Raw genomic sequence first — 15,337 nt, forward strand, 5'->3', positions numbered from 1 at the left:
TCACCTTCCCCTTGTTCTGTAGGGATCCAGCGGGCTGAGGGAGGTGGCGTGCCGCTCGATGCTGCCAGGCAGCCCGGGGAAGGCCACGTCCGCCAAAGGAACGGAGCAGGAGACCGTTGCGGACACGTCAGCCGGAGTGCCCACCGGACGGCTAAAACCTTTGGTGTTCACCGTCACCGCGACCGCCGTGCAGTGCACGTCGTAGCCGGTCAGCGACTCCTGGGCGCTCGCCTTGGCCTCGCGGGCAGCGGCGGCGGCTGATCGAGCGATTGACGCTTGGCGGGCGGCATCCCGAGCGGCAGCTTCCACCGCGGCGCCGGCGACGGTGATGCGGCCGACGGCCACGCCGAACAAGATGATCAGCATGATGACCGTGATGGCAAGGATGGCTTCGACGGTGACGCTGCCTTGTTCCTTCACGGTGTGCCTTCTGCTGGGCTGAAGCGTTCGACGGCTCCGGCCGCCTGCTCGGAGATGTCGATCGCCGGAAGGAACGGCACAAGGGACAACGATCTGCCCGTCACAGTGACTCGCACCGTGTTGGCGTCTCCCGTGCTCGCGGCGCTGATCGAGGTAAGGAAGCCACTCGCGGTTCGTTCTGCATACTGCCTGGCCACGCCGGCTCCGGAGGTATGGGAGGCCCCGTATGCGCGGGCGGCCCGTACTCCCTGTTGGGCAGCCGCGAGCGCGGTCGACTTGGCGAAGAACAGCAGGCAAATCTGCATGCAGGCCATGACGGCGAGCATGAGGATGGGCAGAGCGATCACCGCCTCGGCGGTCACGCTTCCCCGATCAGCGCGGGACATCGGCTACCTGTCTAGAAGTCGATCGAGTTCGCCTTGTCGATGATCTTGGCGGTCACGATGCCCATGACGGTGACCGCGACCAGCACCAGCGCCGCAATAATGATCATCGCCTCCGCGGACATCGCACCCTTTTCGGGTTCTTGGCGGGCACGCTGGAGGCGGTCCTTGAGGAGGCTCGCCAGCGCGGTCCAGTACGTGGCCTGTGGCGGTAGGAGCTTGGGCATGGTTGCCCCCTTTCAACTCATGATGCGGTAGATGGCGGGAAAACAGACGAGCACCAGGAAGCCGAAGACGGAGATGCCGATCGCGATCGGCATCTCGCTCGTGCGGCTGTTGGCTGCGGCTCGGGCGTCGGCCAAGGCGGCCGTACGCATGGACTGGGCCTTGGCCAGGAGGGTGGTCAGCACGCGGGTGCCTTCGGATCCGGCGTCCTCCGCGATGTCGGCCAGCTCGGTGAGTTGCGCGATGCCGACCCGGTCTCCGAGCGCTCCGAGTCCTCTCCAGGGCTGCTCGCCTGCACGTTTGGCGTGCTGGATCACTTGGGCGATCCGGCCGAACACCCATCCGCTGCAGATGTCCACAGGCGCCTGAAGCGCCTGAGGAGGACCCGAGCCCGCGGCCCGTTCCAACGCGACCATGTCCAGGTACGTCGCGAGGGCGGCCCGAAACTCCTGGCGGCGTTCGCGGGCCTGGCGGCGCGTGCTGATGTCTGGAATGAGCACGAACAACAAGGCGAGCACCACGGCGGCACCTACGGGCACGGACCAAGGCAGCGGAACGCCGGCGAGCGTGCACAGCAGATTGAGCGGCACCGGGAAGATCAGACCGACCAGGAAGAAGACGACGCGTTGGACGGTGAAGCGCTCCACGCTGATGCCCAAGAGCGCCAAGTCGTCGCGCGGGATCGGCAGCCGGGACAGGCGCGTCCTGATCCAGTCTCCCCGCGCCGGGGCGGGCTGCCCGGCGAGTCGGGCGAGCGCGGCATCCAGTCTCGGAGGGCCGGGGAACAGCTCGTTCAAGAGGATCAGCAGCCCGAGGGCGAACAGTGATCCGCCTGCCATGGCCAGCAGGTTCATCGCCTCGCTCCGGGGCCGTTCAAGAACCGGTAGCCGGGAGCGGCGTGACCGAGCCGATGCAGCCATGCCAGAGTCACGGCGTAGAACAGCACCACGACGGCCAGCACCATCTGTCCGAGTGGAGTGCCGAACGGCGCGACGTAGCTCTTCTGGACAACTGCCAGCGCGCCGAACCCGGCGAGGATGGCGATGATCCAGCGGGCTGTCGTGCGGTGCTCGGCACGGGCCGCCTCCACCTCCCGACGATCGGAGACGTCCTTGGCCACCAGCTCAGCCAGCTGCTGGAGCACGGCGCTGGCGCCCTTGCCGCGGCGACGAGCGACCAGGATGAGGGCGGCGGCGATTCTGTCGCCGACGGCGTCATCGACTTCGTCCGCGAACAACCGCAACGCGTCCTCGGTCGACATGCGGGTGACGCGAAGCCTGCGAGCCAGCGCGGTTACCGGAGCGGCGATGGCAGGCGGGACGTTTCGGGTCGCGCTGTGTTCCAGTGCCTGTTCCAGGGCCCGACCGGCGATGAGCAGGTCAGCCAGCCTGCGGGTCCACTGCTCCAAGGCCTCCAGCTTGCGGATTCGGTCCGTAGCGGCCCGCCCGGTCATCGCCTTGGGTAGTACGAACACCGCAGCCGCGCTGGCGACGGCGGCCACTGGCCAGCCGGTCAACACCCACACCACAACGGCTGCCGCCAGTGACACGGCTGCCATCCGATGATGTGCCTGGACCGTCTTGCGGACCGCGATCCAGCGCGACGGGGGCCGAGCGGGCAGATCGGTGTCCGAGGTGTGCAGGGCGACTACCGTCCAGATGACGCCGCCAAGGACCATGGCACTGCCGACTCCCGCCAGTAGGGCGTCGTTCATCGGACCTCCCATCGAGCGGCCATGGGATCGAGATGTGCGGGGTCGAAACCCACGGCCTTGAGCCTGGGCAGGCACTGCGGGGTGATGTCGGGCACCGCCCGGCCACCAGGTCCAGTGGGCCTGTACAGGTGATTACGGCTCGGCATCTCGCTGTCGGCCGGAGGTAGCACCTCCAGGACCTCGGACACGAACCGCGTGTTGGTCACCGGGTCCAGGCGCAGGTGCACGACCAGATCGATGGTCTCGCCGGTGTTGAGGTGGATGACGGCGGGCGGCGTATGAGCTCCGACACCACGGGTCCACAGCATGACGATCCTGTTGAAGATCTCCTCAGTGCCGTCGGCATGGATGGTGCACATCGAGCCGGGATGTCCGGTGTTCATGGCCTCGAACATCGGAACGATCTCATCCGCCCGTACCTCACCGACGATGATCCGCTTGATGTTCTTGCGCAGGGAGTGCGGGATCAGATCGTTCAACCCGATGCCGCCGGCGCCTTCTGAATTGGGTTGCCGCGCCTGGAAGGCGATCACGTTCTGGTGGCGGTCCGTGAGACGGTCCAGGAACAGCTCGTAGTCCGATTCCAACGTCGCCAACCGCTCCGCCGGATCGATCACGGAGGCGAGGGCACGCAGCAGCGTCGTCTTGCCCGCTGCGGTACCGCCGGTGATGACGATGTTCAGCCGGGCCAGTACGGCGGCCCTGAGGAACGCGTACAGGCTGCGGTTGATCGTACCGAGCTTGAGAAGGTCATCCAGGGTGACGTCCACCAGGCGATGGCAGCGGATGCTGGCGCAAGGCCTGCGGGTGACCGCCATGGTGGCGCTGAGTCGTACGCCGACGCCGTCATCGCCTTCCGCCGGCCGCAGCGCCACGTTGAGCAACGGGCTGGCTGCAGAGAACTCGCGTGGGTTGTAACTCTTGTGCAGCGCCCACATCTGGATCATCTTGACGAGGTCGTCGTCGCTGGCGGCGACCGCCTGGCCCGCGCTCACATCGTCCGTCTCCATAGGTGATCCACACCTGGTCACAGCCGTTGAGGTCGATGCTCTCCACCCGCGGGTCCTTCAGGTACGGAGTGAGCGCCCCCAGCTCGAAGCGCTCATCGATCACCGCTTCCACCAACTGGCGCTGCATGGCGAAGCTCACTGGTTTCCCGGAACCGACCTGGCCCTGGGCCCAACGCTGGACGTGTGTCTGGATGATCCGCCGGGCGTCGTCGCGATCCTCGCTGTCCCTCAGGTCGTCGGCGACCGCGACCGATACGGCCAGCACCGCCTCTCGGAACGCCCGATCGTCGGGCACCACCTCGGACTGCGGAAGGACGATCGGATCCATCGTCGTGCGCGGCGGCCAGGAGTCGCTCATGGCGCCGTCACCTTCCTCTCCAGGTGCGACCTCATCGCCGACCCCAACCGTGAAGCGCCGCGCAACAGGCCAGAACGATGAAAGGACTTCCTGGCCGGCACGCCATCGGACAACACCGTGGCCGCCCTCCAGTCGTCAGGGATCTGCGCAAGCACAGGCAGGTTGAACAGCGCCTTGCTGACCTCTTGAGAGGTGTACGGTCCACCGCCGACAGTGCACAGCCCGACCGAGACATCCGTTCCTACCCGGCGCCCCAACGCGTCGAGCCGCGGGCGAGCCTGGACCACATGCCGCAGTGTCGGCCGTACCAGCATCACCGCCACATCACAGGCCGCGATCAGGCTCATCGGCGTGTCAGGCCGGCCGACCTGCCCCACGTCGACGACCACATCGACCTTCTCCTGAGCCGCCATGAGCACGCTGGCGACGGTCTCCCAAGCACCTTCCAACTGCACGAGGTGGCGGGGATCACGCAGTCCGGGAAGCAGCAACCACTTCCTCGTATCCTGATCAAGTGCGATGACGTGCTTCCACACGATGGCCGGGTCCGAGTGGTGAGCGGCGGCCAAGGCCAGCTCCAGCAGCCCGTACTCGTGCCCGTCCATGCTTCCGGCCAGGAAGCCCTGCAAGACGCTGCCGCCCTGAGGGTCACACTCGGCCAGCAGCGCGCGCCCCTCCCACACGTACGTCGTGGCCAGTGCCGTGGTGGTGACCCCGGGAGACCCGCCCGGACTCATCAGCGCGAACATCGCCATCAGGGCCTCCTGGACGTCAAGGCCATGGCGATGTTCCCGTCTGACGCCAGCGCGGCCAGTCTGGGGCCTTCCCGATTCGGCACGAGGACGTCCACCACCATTAGCCCGTCGTTGTCCGGCCCTTTGACCTGATCCACCACAGCCTCGACCCCTCCGGATGGGGCCTTGACATCAGCAGGCACCGGCTGAGCCTCCGAGGTGGGCACGACCAGAAGCCGATCACCGGGTCGTAGCCCTCTGGCCGGGAGCCGGCTGGGCTTGACGGCGATCGGAATGAGTTGCTGATCGGTCATGGGTGTGACCTGATCGGTCACCATCCGGGACTGGACCAGCACGCCCTTCATCAGATCGACGGCCGCCCGCTTGCCGATCACCCGCTGCAGTTCATGACCTCCGACAGCGGCTACGGCCTGATCGGCGCCCACCATGGCAGTCGAGATGTTCTGCGTGGTGAAGGGCTGCCCGAGCGCCACATCCTGAGTCACTACCAGCACCGGCTCACGATCGTTCAGCCGCATGACCGTCTGGACGGTGAGGAATGCGCCGCCGGCGACCACAAGCGTCCCGAACACCAGCGAGCTACGCCGACGCTGACGCGGCTGCGACAGGAGTTTGGGGGCACGTGTCGGAGGCACCTCACCTGCAGACAGCTGCCCTGTTGCATCGGAAGTCATCTCGCGAGCCATTCAGGAACCCCTTCCAACCAGCGCCGGTGCCTCGCCGATACGCAGCGGGAACGTTGTCGAGGTAGTGATGGGCGCCACTGGCCCACCGGAGCCACCCGACCCGGCCCATCGAGCCGTCCAGACCACCGAGACCTGCACCCGGTACTGCGCCCCGGGGAGCCCAGCGCTCGACTGCGTGAACACGTAGGTGCACCCAAGGTTCTGGTCGTCCGGGGATTTCGTGTGGTCATAGGGCGCTCCCGGGCCCGAGCATGTGAGGGCCTTCTGTCCCGCGCCGGGCTGAACGGTCAGCTTCGAGGGAGTGGCGGTCACCTCGGCCCACACAGGTCCGGCCGTGACCTTCTTACTGATCGCATGCCACTGAGCGGGCTGCACCCAGAAGAACTGCCGCAGCCCTACGTAGCCATTCTTCCCTCGGGGTGGCGCGGTGACGATCCCCAGCTGCGGCGGAGTGAGGAGACGTCGCGCCTCCTTCATGAGGTCTTCTGGCGTGACCCCAGGACCTGCCTGATCAGGAGCAACGGCGTTGAAGATGTTTCGTTTGCTGTCAGGACCGCGTTCACACTCGATGTAGCTGATCGAGCCCCCATCGATGCTGTGGCAGCCGCTGAAGGTGCCACCCGACCCTCTCCGGGCGCTTTGAGCAGGGCCACCAGGGCTCGCCTGCCCGTGTGAGCTAAACGTGACCCAATTCCCACCTAACCGGACGGCCCCGTTGTCGTCATGCGGCGGCCCATACAACGCCGTAGCCAGGATCGTGCTCACCGCGACGGCGAGGTGCATGTCGCTCCCTTCATACTCAGGTCCGTCAGCCGCCATCGCCCATCTTGGGAACGTTCCAGAACTGCCGTGACCGTCGTGGTGGTCTTGTCGTCGGCAGTCTCCGGAAGAAGCCGGTGAGTGCGGCGATCCGCCATGGCCGCACCCGACATATCCAGACAGTCGGTGACCTCGGCGTAGGCGCCACTCACACGTACTTCCTTGACCCGAGGCACGGCCTGACCAAACGGCTCCCGCCCCTGCGCGACCATGTCTCGGACACCGTCGACCAGATGGTCGAGGTAGCCGCCTCTCACGTACGGTTGCAGCAACTCGCGCGCCTTCTCAGGCGACGACCTGCCCGCCTCAGCGAGGACGGACCAGTATGCCGAGTACGTCTTCACGATCAGATCGTGCGGACGGGTTGCCCGCTCTGTCGCCATCGCGGTCGGCGTCGTGGGCGTCGACCTGGGCTGAGGCGGAGTCGAAGATGGCGTCGCTTGGCATGCCCCTACGACCAACAGGACGGACACAAGAGCTACGGCGCGGGCGCGAGACCCCACAAATATCGCCACTTGACTCCCAATCATTATGTGATCGCAAACGGTCGCGCAGGGTTCGATAGATCGATCATCAAGACCGAGAGCGGCGCGTTCTGGGACAACGTTTCGCGAGGTGCCACGCTCAGGCCGGACTAGCACTCGCCGACCTGATGGCTACGCACGGAATGCGCGACACCGACTCGCCGGCCCCCAGGGATGCCAGCCGCCTTGATGGCGACAGGGAAGTGTTGTGAGGGGGCCACCCTGCCCCCTCGCGCTCTCTATCTCACATCGTCAGGCTTGGGCTTCGCCCATACCGGCGTCCCGCATTTCTCCCAGACCGCATGCCGCTTGGCGTCGAGGTGTCCCCAGCAGAGCTTGAAGACCCACACATCGCCAAGGACCGAACTGTCGGTCTCGCAGCCCCCCTGGGGGGCACGCACCTCGAACGGCCTTCGCGCGTCGATCCTGTTGTCGTTCATCCAGACCGCCTTGTAGATGCGGTCGTCGACCTTTCCGTCGCAGACCTTGACCGCCGATCGGTCCGGCAGGACGATCACCCTGCCGTCGCCATAGCTGGCCTGCCAGCCCTCAGTTGTCCCTGCGTGTGCCGTCGCCCCCGACATCAGAGCACCCACCAGGACGCCTGCCGCCGTCCACGCTCGTACTGCCACCCGTTCTCCCATCTCTCGGTTTCTGCCGACCAGAGAAGATAACTTTAAGTAATTGGTCAACTTCGTCAAGTGAAGGTTGGGTATGAAGCGCCCCTGGATGACCTCTATGAAGGCATTTCTGAGCAGGCGAATTCAGCGTGCTCGCATCGTTTCGAGCCGGGGTGCGTCAGCGGTGGAGTGGGTGATCATCACCGCCATCATCGCCGGGGTAGCACTTGGGCTGGCAGCCGTGATCAAGTCCGCAGTGGAGAGCCGCCAGGCCGACATCGTGACCGAGCTCAACGCCAAGTAGGCGCTCGCATCAGTCCATCACCCCTAGGGGCGGAGGCGGCACGGCCGAGAGTCGACTCCTCGCTTCAGAGCGACTTTCACCTTCGTTGCGTCTGTTCGACGCCACGGCGTGCCTCACGCTGCGGAGTCTCTTTCGTCCCGTGCACACTCTCGTGACCGCCCCAAGGCCACACGCTTCAGCGCATGGCCTTGGGACGGCGAGCGTGGCCAGGTTGGTAGCGATCTCGCACAGCCAACGCCCGATCCTTCACACAGGACTCGTCTCCAGCTGGAGCCGTTAGGCGATCTCTCCCCTGGTGCACAGAACACGACCTAAGACGCACGTGTATGGCCGACACCGGACCGACGGCGCTCACGCCGCGCCAATCGCCGCCCTGAACGTTCCGGATTTCCTGTCCGTACCTGTCCGGCCTTGTCATCCTCCCATTCCCCAGCGCACTTGCTCTGCTTGTCGGAATGACACACACGTCTTCTCATCACTGCCTGTCTGCAGCCTCTGTGCGGGTGATTCGACTCTTCGCATGCGCCCAGCGCCGGGCCTCGACCAATCACCAGCGAGGTCAGTGGCGCTCGCCGGCCCGTGTTCTTGTTCCAGAACGAGCCCGGCAGGATCGGCCATGACCAGCGCCCATCAGAAGATCGGTATGCGGGTGACCATTGTGGACGTCCTGCACAGCCATAGCAGGGCGCGGACGTACCGAGATCAACTTCTCGGCCGGCAGGGTGTCATCGTGGCCGTCCTGAGAGAGGGACTGCTTGCCCTCGTGAAGCTGGACGACGACACGGAAAAGTATCCGGGGGGTGTGCGCCGTTGGGCTCTGTGTTGGGACGACCTGGCCTTGGAGGAAGACGAAGACCATGTCGACGACGTGCTCGAAGCGGGCTACAGGGCGGGATTCGTCTGGAGCGGGCGCCACGCTGTCCAGCATGCCGTGCTCCCTGGTACGGAGGTCAGCTTGTGCGGACGATCCGTGTGCGCGTTGCCGATCTGTGGGTGGTCTCTGACCTTCTCGCCCGGCTCATCCCGGGCCTGCCCTCTCTGCGTGAACCTGACAGGCGTATCGCGCCCGAGACTCTTCTCGAGAGCTGCCCCCTCTGCAGGAGGCCATCCACCCACCACCGAGTCCAGGCAACCCGTTCCTCATGTCCCACACAAACCGGACAACAACTGTTACGACGACTGCAATCTTGCCGCTGAACAGCGAAGATGAGACACCCAGGGCCCAGAAGAAGCACCGGGCGGACGAGGAGGCGGACATGGCCGACCACCCATTGTTCTGGCCGATCCGAATTCGGGCGGAACGTAAGGCCCGCAAATGGGACACCCACGCCATGGCCAGACAACTCCGAGAGGCGGCCGGCGAAGACCGACATGATCTGCCCGAGCACGGAGATCTCGTTCGTTCCATCCGCCGATGGGAATCCGGCTCCATCGCCCTGATGAGTGAGCGCTATCGCCTGTTGTACTGCGCCGCGTTCCAGTTGGACGAGGCGGCTCTCTTCGCGGCGACCGCCGAACCTGCCACGCCATGTCTGTCTCTGGAGGCCGACAACGACCTCGGAAAGATGCGCTCTCTTCGGCAAGCTGACCGACAGGTAGGCGGAGGCCATCTCTATGCCAGTGTTCTCGGCTACCTCCAAGCTGACATCGCACCGCGTCTCTTCGGCGGATCCGACGGACCGCAGGCGTTCGTCGCCGCGGCGGCATTCACCGAGATGGCCGGCTGGATGGCTCATGATGCGGGCAAGGACAATATCGCCGACCGGCATTTCTGCCGCGCACTCGACTTCGCCAAGACCAGTGGGGACCTGCAACTCGAAGCCCACATCATGGGCAGCATGAGCCACCTTGCGCGGCATCGCGGACAGCCGGAGGAAGCGATCCGGCTCGCCCAGTTGGGAACGGCGAGGCTGGGCAGCCGTACGACGGCCCCGCGGATGCAGGCACGTCTGCTCTCCATGGCCGCGCGCGCCCATGCGGTCATGGGCGAGTCCAATGCCTGCGCTCGCCTCCTGATCCGGGCCGAGGATGCACTGACTCATGTGCAAGCGGCTGCTCACTCACCCTGGGCAGGACCGTTCGACGAGGGCACTCTGGCGCTGGACACGGCACGGGCGATGTTGAGCTTGGGCCAACTGGGCGAAGCACAACGGCAAGGGCGCCGAGCGCTGGAGCTTCGAGCGCGTGACCGAACTCGCAGCCGAGCTCTCACCCAACTTCTCCTGGCCCAGGTGACGCTCGCACAAGACCATGTCGACGAAGCGTGTGCACGGGCAAAGCATGCGGTGGAAGACACTCGGTCATTGAGCTCGTTCGTCATCGCTCAGCAACTGGCCGATCTGCGCGGGCAGTTGCAAGTCCATAAGAAGCACGCCTCCGTGCCGGACACACTCCGGATCCTCGATGACGCCCTTCGCGAGCGTTACTGGTTGTACCAGTGGGGAGACTCTTATCGTGAACCCGGACGCACCGCTGTACGAGCGTGATCCCAAAGCGTGGAACGCCTACCTTGCTGAAGGCAACGCGCGCCAGGCGCGCAAGAGGGTTGGAGCGGATGTACTGATTCGCGACGCGCTCGGACGAATCCTCCTCGTGAATCCGTCTTATAAACCTGATTGGGATCTACCTGGCGGCATGGCCGAAGCCAACGAGCCTCCCGTTGCCGCAGCGCAACGCGAGCTCAAGGAGGAACTGGGCTTGGATTTGGAGATCGGCCGACTCCTCGTGGTGGATTGGGTACCTCCACACGGACCTTGGGATGACTCGCTCATGTTCATTTTCGACGGAGGGGTATTGCCAAGCGATCGGGTCGACGCCCTCCGCATCGTCGACTCCGAGCTGACTGAATTTCGGTTCGCCACAGCAGCCGAGGCAGCCAAGCTACTGCGCCCATACGTTTGGAACCGAGCGCGTTCCGCCATCGCCGCGATCTCCGGCGAGAAAGCCCTCTATTGTGAGGAAGGAGAAGGGCGTTCCTGGTCCGAGAATTGAGCAGGCTCCCACCTTCTATACGGACAACCCGCTCGCGCCAATACTGTTTCCAGCGAACGCGCTGTAAGCGGGGATTGTTCTGAGCCACTGTCCTGCCCCCTCGCTCTGCGCGGCCGGCATGCGCGCACACGTGGTACGCGACCACGTCGATCGCACGCATGATGATCAGGATCCGCCGCCGGGGCAGCCCCTGCCTTACTCCCGACTTGGAGCAGGCACGACGACGCGATGCACTTGGCCGCGAGAACGCCCCTGACTGTCGATGCGCCGCCTCAGGCGCTGAGCACGGAGACGGTAGCTGCGACCGCCAGGGTCTGCTCGCCCGTGACGAGCACTGACATGCTCGTTAGATCCTCGGGTGTCACCAGCGGCCCGCGGCGACTGTCTCGACCCGAATCAAGCTGTCGTGGACGAACCTGGGGGCATCTTCCTGAGGCTGGTGCATCGACCAGTCGCGCATCCGGGCGTTGAGCACGCTCACACCTGCCGGAAAGTCCCCCTCGGACTCGGGCCAAGACCGGCCACAACCTAACCGAGTAGTCACAAAGGGCCTGCTCAGGGCCTCCCGAATCGAGTTCAGGCCCCTAACCTGAAGATCCCCCGCACGCCGTCGGACAACGGATGAGACGGCCACACGACGGGGCGCGCGAAACACCTCGCGCCATCATTCCCGAGGAGCAAAGGACCTGTGCCATCGAAGAACGCTGACCTCCAAGCAACACCAGCAGAAGCGCATGACAACGACGCGCCACACCTATGGCGCACGACCGAGGAAGTCGCAGCCATTCTCACCGTCGACCCATCAACCCTCCGCCGCTGGCGCTCGGCCAAGCCGCCGCAGGGGCCTCCCTTCGTCCGGCTCACAACGCGCCTGACCCTCTACAGCGTCCAGGACCTCCAGCAATGGCTGGCCAAGCACCGCATCGATCCCGGCGAGGTGGCGTGATGACCTCGGCCAAGATACTCCCGCCCATGGGAGTGCCGCTCTCCATCGACGTCGAGTACCGGCGCGACAGGGTCTCGCCCTATCGGGCTCGAGTGCGCTGGCGGGATCAGGCGACGCGACAGCGCCTGTCCAAGTCCGAGGCGTTCACCACGCAAGAGGCTGCTGACGGCTGGATCCAGTCCATTGAGCGGCTGGCCAAAAGCGGTATCGACCCCAAGGCGGCCACCTCCACCCTCGAGGAGTACGGCGAGGGCGTGATGCCCCTGGCGGTGCGCGGCCTGGAGCCCAAGACTCTCGCTCCGTACATGTCGGGATGGCGCAAACGCGTGGTCCCCGCTCTTGGACACCTGGGCGTACGGATGATCACCAACGGTCTTGTGGACCGGGTCGTGCATGGATGGATCGCGGACGAATGCAGCCGCTCCACGGTGAAGAACAGCCTGGCCATCCTGGTCCGCGTCATGGAGCAGGCCGTCCGGGACGGCATCATCGACCGCAACCCTGCTCGTGTGACGGGCTGGCAGCACGAGTACAAGCGGGCCGAGGACGAGCTGGACGACCCGCGGGCCCTGGCGCTGCCCAACCGGGCGGCACTGGAACGGCTGGCTCAGGCGCTTGTGGAACGTTCCAGAGACAAGTATCAGGGCTGGGGAGACATCGTCATCTTCGCGGCGTGCACGGCCGCGCGCATCGGCGAGGTCTCCGGTGTCCGGGTCGGCGACATCGACACCAGAACCTGGACGTGGACGGTGCGCCGGCAGACCACACCGAGTCCGGGCGGGCTGGCCGACAAGGGGACCAAGGGCAAGCGAGCCCGCAAGGTGCCGATCATCGCCGAGATCCGGGGCTTGGTCTCCAACCGGCTCGCAGCCGTCGACACTGATGATCCTGAGGCTCGACTGTTCACCGGGCCACGGGGCGGTCGCATCAGCACCGCGGTCCTCCGCGACGCGACGCACTGGGACGAGGTCGTCACCCAGCTCGGCTACGAACATCTTCGCCGTCACGATCTCCGCCACACCGGACTGACGTGGATGGCCGACGCCGGGGTCCCCGTCCATGTCCTTCGCAAGATCGCCGGCCACGGGTCTCTGACGACTACACAGCGCTACCTTCATCCAGACCTCAGCGCCATCGCCGAGGCCGGGAATGCGCTCAGCGCGCACATGGCGGCGACGTGGTCCCCAAGTGGTCCCCAGCTGCGAGTTGCTTAGGAAATCACTCTCAAGATCGCGACAGGAGAAAAGGCCGATTGACCTGGGCTTATGCCCAAGTCAATCGGCCTTTCGCAACCGTCGGGACGACAGGATTTGAACCTGCGACCCCTTGACCCCCAGTCAAGTGCGCTACCAAGCTGCGCTACGTCCCGGTTGTGTCGGCCGCCCCTTGCGGGGCGGGACGTCATAACCTTAGCGCACATCGGAGGTAGGCGCGTACACGGAAAGCGGGAGCGGAGGGCGTGGTGGGGCGGAGGCCGAGCGTTGATCGGGCGGAGCTGGCGCGGCTGGTGGCCGGCGGGATGAGCGTGCAGGAACTGGCCGCTCATTTCGGGGTGTCCGAGTCCGGGGTGCTGCAGGCCAAGCGGGCCGCGGGGCTGGCCAAGCCGATGCTCGACCACAGTGCCGCCGTCCCGTGGAAGCTGGCGCGCGTGCACGCGCAGTCCGGGCCGGCGACGAACCTGCGGAACCTGTCGGCGGCCGCGCAGGGGAAGCCGCCGGCGGCCGAGCGGTTGAACACGGCTCTGCGGTGGGCTCAGCGGCTCGTGGACGCGGGGCTCGACGTGCGGTACGACGCGGCCGAAGGGTTCAGTGAGGTCCCGGCGCCGCCGGCGGGCTCACACGTCGCGACGGTGCTGGAGGCCGCCAGGGAAGGGCTCGCAGCTCACTGAGTACGCGAGTTTCGACGGCCTTGATCGTGGGCAGTCGCAGGTCTCATTACAGAGACCGGAGGCGAACATAATGACCACCTTGATCTGGGTGGCCGTCGTCGTGGTCGCGGTGGTGGCGCTCGCCGCAGTGGGCTTTGTCGTGCTACAGCAGCAACGCCGCAGCCGTCTCCGCGAACGTTTCGGCCCTGAGTACGAGCGTACGGTGGCCGAGAGCGACAACCGGCGTGACGCCGAGCGGGAGCTCATCGCCCGCGAGCAGCGCCATTCCGAGCTCGACATCCGTCCGCTGCCTGAGGAGACGCGCGACACCTACGCCAACCGGTGGACCGAGGTCCAGGAGCGTTTCGTCGACGCCCCCGGGTTCGCGGTCACCGAGGCTGACCAGCTCGTCACCTCGGTGATGGCGGAACGGGGCTATCCCACGGACGACTTCGAGCAGCGGCTGTCCGACCTGTCCGTCGGGCACGCGGCCACTCTCGACCACTACAGGACGGCCCACGAGATCAGCGGGCGGGCGGTCAGGAAGGAAGCCTCGACCGAGGAGCTCCGGCAGGCCATGGTGCACTACCGCGCGTTGTTCGAGGAACTGCTGCACGAGACCACGCGAGGGCGGTGAGTGTAGATGAGCAGCAGCAGAAGAAGTGAGGACGAGCTCAAGGTCCCGTCGCAGCGGTCGGACGGGGCTCACGGGGAGGACGAGCACAAGGATCCGGCCGACCAGACCGGCGATCGGTACGACAGTGGCTACCGGAACGAGGCCGGTCACACCCCGGTGACCCACGGGTACACCCCCACGGTCCCCGGCCGTGACCACGACCGGGACCACGACCGGGACGACGATCACGAGCCGCCCTACAAGGACCCCTATGCGAACTCCGACACGGCCGGCGACCTGCCAGGCGATCCGGAGCGCGACACCCCTCTCGGACGCGGCACCGACCACCGCTCCCCCACCCCGGCCCCCGACCCGGCCCACACCGACATCCCCGCCGACGTCCCCGCCCACGTCCCCGCCCACGTCCACGCTGACGTCCACGCCGGCGAGACGCCTGGACACGAGACCTCCCGGGACGTCCTGTCCGGAACCGGGACACACCACGGCGAACGTTCCGACGACGTGCTGGTCCACAGCGACCACCCGCGGGACGAACTGCCCCACGGCGAACAGGCTCAGGAGGACGTCCTGGTCCACGGCGACCGGGCCGACGACGACCTGGCGCACGACCGGCTGAGCGACGACCGCGCCTCCTCCGTCCGCGACCGCTCCGACAGCGACCCCTCTGACCACGAACTCACCGACGGCGAGCGCACCGAGGACGAGCGACCGGCGGAAAAGGCTCCCGTCGAGGGGGCTCCCGCGGAGGACGTCCCCTCGCACGCGGCCCCCCTGGAGGTCGCCCTGTTCGACCAGGACCCCGCCGAGGTTCAGGCCCGCTGGCGCGACGTCCAGGCATCCTTCGTGGACGACCCCGCCGAGGCGATCCAGCGCGCCGACGGCCTGGTCGGCGAGGTGGTGGAGTCGCTGACGAACTCCCTCACCAGCCGTACCGGCGCTCTTCGCGACCGCTGGAAGGACGTCGACTCCCCCGACACCGAGGACCTGCGGCAGGCGTTCCGGGACTACCGCAACGTCCTGGAGCGGCTGCTCGCGCTGTCCACGCACAATCTGTCCGCTGAAACGAGGAGGTGACCGG

20 protein-coding genes and 1 tRNA gene are annotated in these 15,337 nt (G+C 66.2%); 8 read left to right on the plus strand and 13 right to left on the minus strand.

Annotated elements, in window-relative coordinates:
* The 11 genes from ACWCSU_RS10490 to ACWCSU_RS10540 all read right to left on the minus strand — a co-directional run bounded on the left by ACWCSU_RS10490 (window position 1) and on the right by ACWCSU_RS10540 (window position 7,538).
* A complete protein-coding gene (locus ACWCSU_RS10490) occupies window positions 1-420 on the minus strand; it encodes a TadE/TadG family type IV pilus assembly protein (RefSeq protein ID WP_449934820.1) in 420 nt (139 codons plus the stop codon).
* Entirely contained in the window at window positions 417-782 is a 366-nt protein-coding gene (locus ACWCSU_RS10495) for a TadE family protein (protein ID WP_449934821.1), read from the minus strand. The genes ACWCSU_RS10490 and ACWCSU_RS10495 overlap by 4 nt, the downstream gene beginning before the upstream one ends.
* A 35-nt stretch (window positions 783-817) precedes the next feature.
* The gene (locus ACWCSU_RS10500; RefSeq protein WP_449934822.1) at window positions 818-1,030 is read right to left on the minus strand and encodes a hypothetical protein; all 213 of its coding nucleotides are present in this window, start codon (window positions 1,028-1,030) and stop codon (window positions 818-820) included.
* A 12-nt stretch (window positions 1,031-1,042) separates the two neighbouring features.
* Window positions 1,043-1,882: a hypothetical protein gene (locus ACWCSU_RS10505; RefSeq protein ID WP_449934823.1), complete on the minus strand. Its 840-nt coding sequence runs from the start codon at window positions 1,880-1,882 to the stop codon at window positions 1,043-1,045.
* Window positions 1,879-2,742 (minus strand): type II secretion system F family protein, encoded by an 864-nt coding sequence (locus tag ACWCSU_RS10510; RefSeq protein ID WP_449934824.1) that lies wholly within the window; start codon window positions 2,740-2,742, stop codon window positions 1,879-1,881. Before ACWCSU_RS10510 ends, ACWCSU_RS10505 begins: the two co-directional genes overlap by 4 nt.
* Window positions 2,739-3,689: a CpaF family protein gene (locus tag ACWCSU_RS10515; protein WP_449935099.1), complete on the minus strand. Its 951-nt coding sequence runs from the start codon at window positions 3,687-3,689 to the stop codon at window positions 2,739-2,741. The genes ACWCSU_RS10510 and ACWCSU_RS10515 overlap by 4 nt, the downstream gene beginning before the upstream one ends.
* Window positions 3,589-4,110 (minus strand): hypothetical protein, encoded by a 522-nt coding sequence (locus ACWCSU_RS10520; protein WP_449934825.1) that lies wholly within the window; start codon window positions 4,108-4,110, stop codon window positions 3,589-3,591. Before ACWCSU_RS10520 ends, ACWCSU_RS10515 begins: the two co-directional genes overlap by 101 nt.
* Window positions 4,107-4,865, minus strand: coding sequence for a hypothetical protein (locus ACWCSU_RS10525; RefSeq protein ID WP_449934826.1), 759 nt, complete (start codon window positions 4,863-4,865; stop codon window positions 4,107-4,109). The genes ACWCSU_RS10520 and ACWCSU_RS10525 overlap by 4 nt, the downstream gene beginning before the upstream one ends.
* Window positions 4,865-5,551, minus strand: a complete 687-nt coding sequence (locus ACWCSU_RS10530) for an SAF domain-containing protein (RefSeq protein ID WP_449934827.1) — start codon at window positions 5,549-5,551, stop codon at window positions 4,865-4,867. The genes ACWCSU_RS10525 and ACWCSU_RS10530 overlap by 1 nt, the downstream gene beginning before the upstream one ends.
* A gap of 761 nt (window positions 5,552-6,312) precedes the next feature.
* Window positions 6,313-6,714 (minus strand): hypothetical protein, encoded by a 402-nt coding sequence (locus tag ACWCSU_RS10535; protein ID WP_449934828.1) that lies wholly within the window; start codon window positions 6,712-6,714, stop codon window positions 6,313-6,315.
* Window positions 6,715-7,133: 419 nt separating this feature from the next.
* Window positions 7,134-7,538, minus strand: coding sequence for a hypothetical protein (locus ACWCSU_RS10540; protein WP_449934829.1), 405 nt, complete (start codon window positions 7,536-7,538; stop codon window positions 7,134-7,136).
* A gap of 94 nt (window positions 7,539-7,632) precedes the next feature.
* On the opposite strand from ACWCSU_RS10540, the gene ACWCSU_RS10545 reads away from it, so the two are divergent.
* Window positions 7,633-7,818: a hypothetical protein gene (locus tag ACWCSU_RS10545; RefSeq protein WP_449934830.1), complete on the plus strand. Its 186-nt coding sequence runs from the start codon at window positions 7,633-7,635 to the stop codon at window positions 7,816-7,818.
* A gap of 559 nt (window positions 7,819-8,377) precedes the next feature.
* Here the strand turns inward: ACWCSU_RS10545 and ACWCSU_RS10550 are convergent.
* Window positions 8,378-8,746, minus strand: a complete 369-nt coding sequence (locus ACWCSU_RS10550; protein ID WP_449934831.1) for a hypothetical protein — start codon at window positions 8,744-8,746, stop codon at window positions 8,378-8,380.
* Between the two features lie 328 nt (window positions 8,747-9,074).
* Here ACWCSU_RS10550 and ACWCSU_RS10555 point away from each other — a divergent pair, with 328 nt between their 5' ends.
* From ACWCSU_RS10555 to ACWCSU_RS10570, 4 genes are all read left to right on the plus strand, one after another.
* Complete coding sequence (locus ACWCSU_RS10555) at window positions 9,075-10,304, plus strand: hypothetical protein (RefSeq protein ID WP_449934832.1); 1,230 nt, start codon at window positions 9,075-9,077, stop codon at window positions 10,302-10,304.
* Window positions 10,273-10,809, plus strand: a complete 537-nt coding sequence (locus tag ACWCSU_RS10560) for an NUDIX domain-containing protein (RefSeq protein ID WP_449934833.1) — start codon at window positions 10,273-10,275, stop codon at window positions 10,807-10,809. The genes ACWCSU_RS10555 and ACWCSU_RS10560 overlap by 32 nt, the downstream gene beginning before the upstream one ends.
* A 688-nt stretch (window positions 10,810-11,497) precedes the next feature.
* Window positions 11,498-11,755, plus strand: coding sequence for a helix-turn-helix transcriptional regulator (locus tag ACWCSU_RS10565; RefSeq protein WP_449934834.1), 258 nt, complete (start codon window positions 11,498-11,500; stop codon window positions 11,753-11,755).
* Window positions 11,756-11,781: 26 nt separating this feature from the next.
* Window positions 11,782-12,969: a site-specific integrase gene (locus tag ACWCSU_RS10570; protein WP_449934835.1), complete on the plus strand. Its 1,188-nt coding sequence runs from the start codon at window positions 11,782-11,784 to the stop codon at window positions 12,967-12,969.
* 81 nt (window positions 12,970-13,050) lie between these two features.
* On the opposite strand, the gene ACWCSU_RS10575 is transcribed toward ACWCSU_RS10570, so the two are convergent.
* Window positions 13,051-13,124 (minus strand) — tRNA-Pro (locus ACWCSU_RS10575).
* Between the two features lie 93 nt (window positions 13,125-13,217).
* Here ACWCSU_RS10575 and ACWCSU_RS10580 point away from each other — a divergent pair.
* From ACWCSU_RS10580 to ACWCSU_RS10590, 3 genes are all read left to right on the plus strand, one after another.
* Complete coding sequence (locus ACWCSU_RS10580; protein ID WP_449934836.1) at window positions 13,218-13,643, plus strand: hypothetical protein; 426 nt, start codon at window positions 13,218-13,220, stop codon at window positions 13,641-13,643.
* A 70-nt stretch (window positions 13,644-13,713) separates the two neighbouring features.
* Window positions 13,714-14,259 carry a hypothetical protein gene (locus ACWCSU_RS10585; protein ID WP_357704609.1) on the plus strand — a complete coding sequence of 182 codons (546 nt, stop codon included), beginning with the start codon at window positions 13,714-13,716 and terminating at the stop codon, window positions 14,257-14,259.
* Window positions 14,260-14,265: 6 nt separating this feature from the next.
* Entirely contained in the window at window positions 14,266-15,333 is a 1,068-nt protein-coding gene (locus tag ACWCSU_RS10590; RefSeq protein WP_449934837.1) for a hypothetical protein, read from the plus strand.
* Window positions 15,334-15,337: the final 4 nt, after the last annotated feature.

Source organism: Nonomuraea sp. NPDC001699 (assembly GCF_053596455.1).

Excerpts from the sequence above, each read along its gene's own strand:
- ACWCSU_RS10540 (WP_449934829.1), bottom strand. The coding sequence starts at position 7,538 with ATGGGAGAACGGGTGGCAGTACGAGCGTGGACGGCGGCAGGCGTCCTG.
- ACWCSU_RS10505 (WP_449934823.1), bottom strand. The coding sequence starts at position 1,882 with ATGAACCTGCTGGCCATGGCAGGCGGATCACTGTTCGCCCTCGGGCTG.
- ACWCSU_RS10515 (WP_449935099.1), bottom strand. The coding sequence starts at position 3,689 with ATGATCCAGATGTGGGCGCTGCACAAGAGTTACAACCCACGCGAGTTC.
- ACWCSU_RS10570 (WP_449934835.1), top strand. The coding sequence starts at position 11,782 with ATGGGAGTGCCGCTCTCCATCGACGTCGAGTACCGGCGCGACAGGGTC.
- ACWCSU_RS10500 (WP_449934822.1), bottom strand. The coding sequence starts at position 1,030 with ATGCCCAAGCTCCTACCGCCACAGGCCACGTACTGGACCGCGCTGGCG.
- ACWCSU_RS10525 (WP_449934826.1), bottom strand. The coding sequence starts at position 4,865 with ATGGCGATGTTCGCGCTGATGAGTCCGGGCGGGTCTCCCGGGGTCACC.
- ACWCSU_RS10545 (WP_449934830.1), top strand. The coding sequence starts at position 7,633 with ATGAAGGCATTTCTGAGCAGGCGAATTCAGCGTGCTCGCATCGTTTCG.
- ACWCSU_RS10510 (WP_449934824.1), bottom strand. The coding sequence starts at position 2,742 with ATGAACGACGCCCTACTGGCGGGAGTCGGCAGTGCCATGGTCCTTGGC.
- ACWCSU_RS10530 (WP_449934827.1), bottom strand. The coding sequence starts at position 5,551 with ATGGCTCGCGAGATGACTTCCGATGCAACAGGGCAGCTGTCTGCAGGT.
- ACWCSU_RS10550 (WP_449934831.1), bottom strand. The coding sequence starts at position 8,746 with ATGCTGGACAGCGTGGCGCCCGCTCCAGACGAATCCCGCCCTGTAGCC.
- ACWCSU_RS10585 (WP_357704609.1), top strand. The coding sequence starts at position 13,714 with ATGACCACCTTGATCTGGGTGGCCGTCGTCGTGGTCGCGGTGGTGGCG.
- ACWCSU_RS10555 (WP_449934832.1), top strand. The coding sequence starts at position 9,075 with ATGGCCGACCACCCATTGTTCTGGCCGATCCGAATTCGGGCGGAACGT.
- ACWCSU_RS10590 (WP_449934837.1), top strand. The coding sequence starts at position 14,266 with ATGAGCAGCAGCAGAAGAAGTGAGGACGAGCTCAAGGTCCCGTCGCAG.
- ACWCSU_RS10520 (WP_449934825.1), bottom strand. The coding sequence starts at position 4,110 with ATGAGCGACTCCTGGCCGCCGCGCACGACGATGGATCCGATCGTCCTT.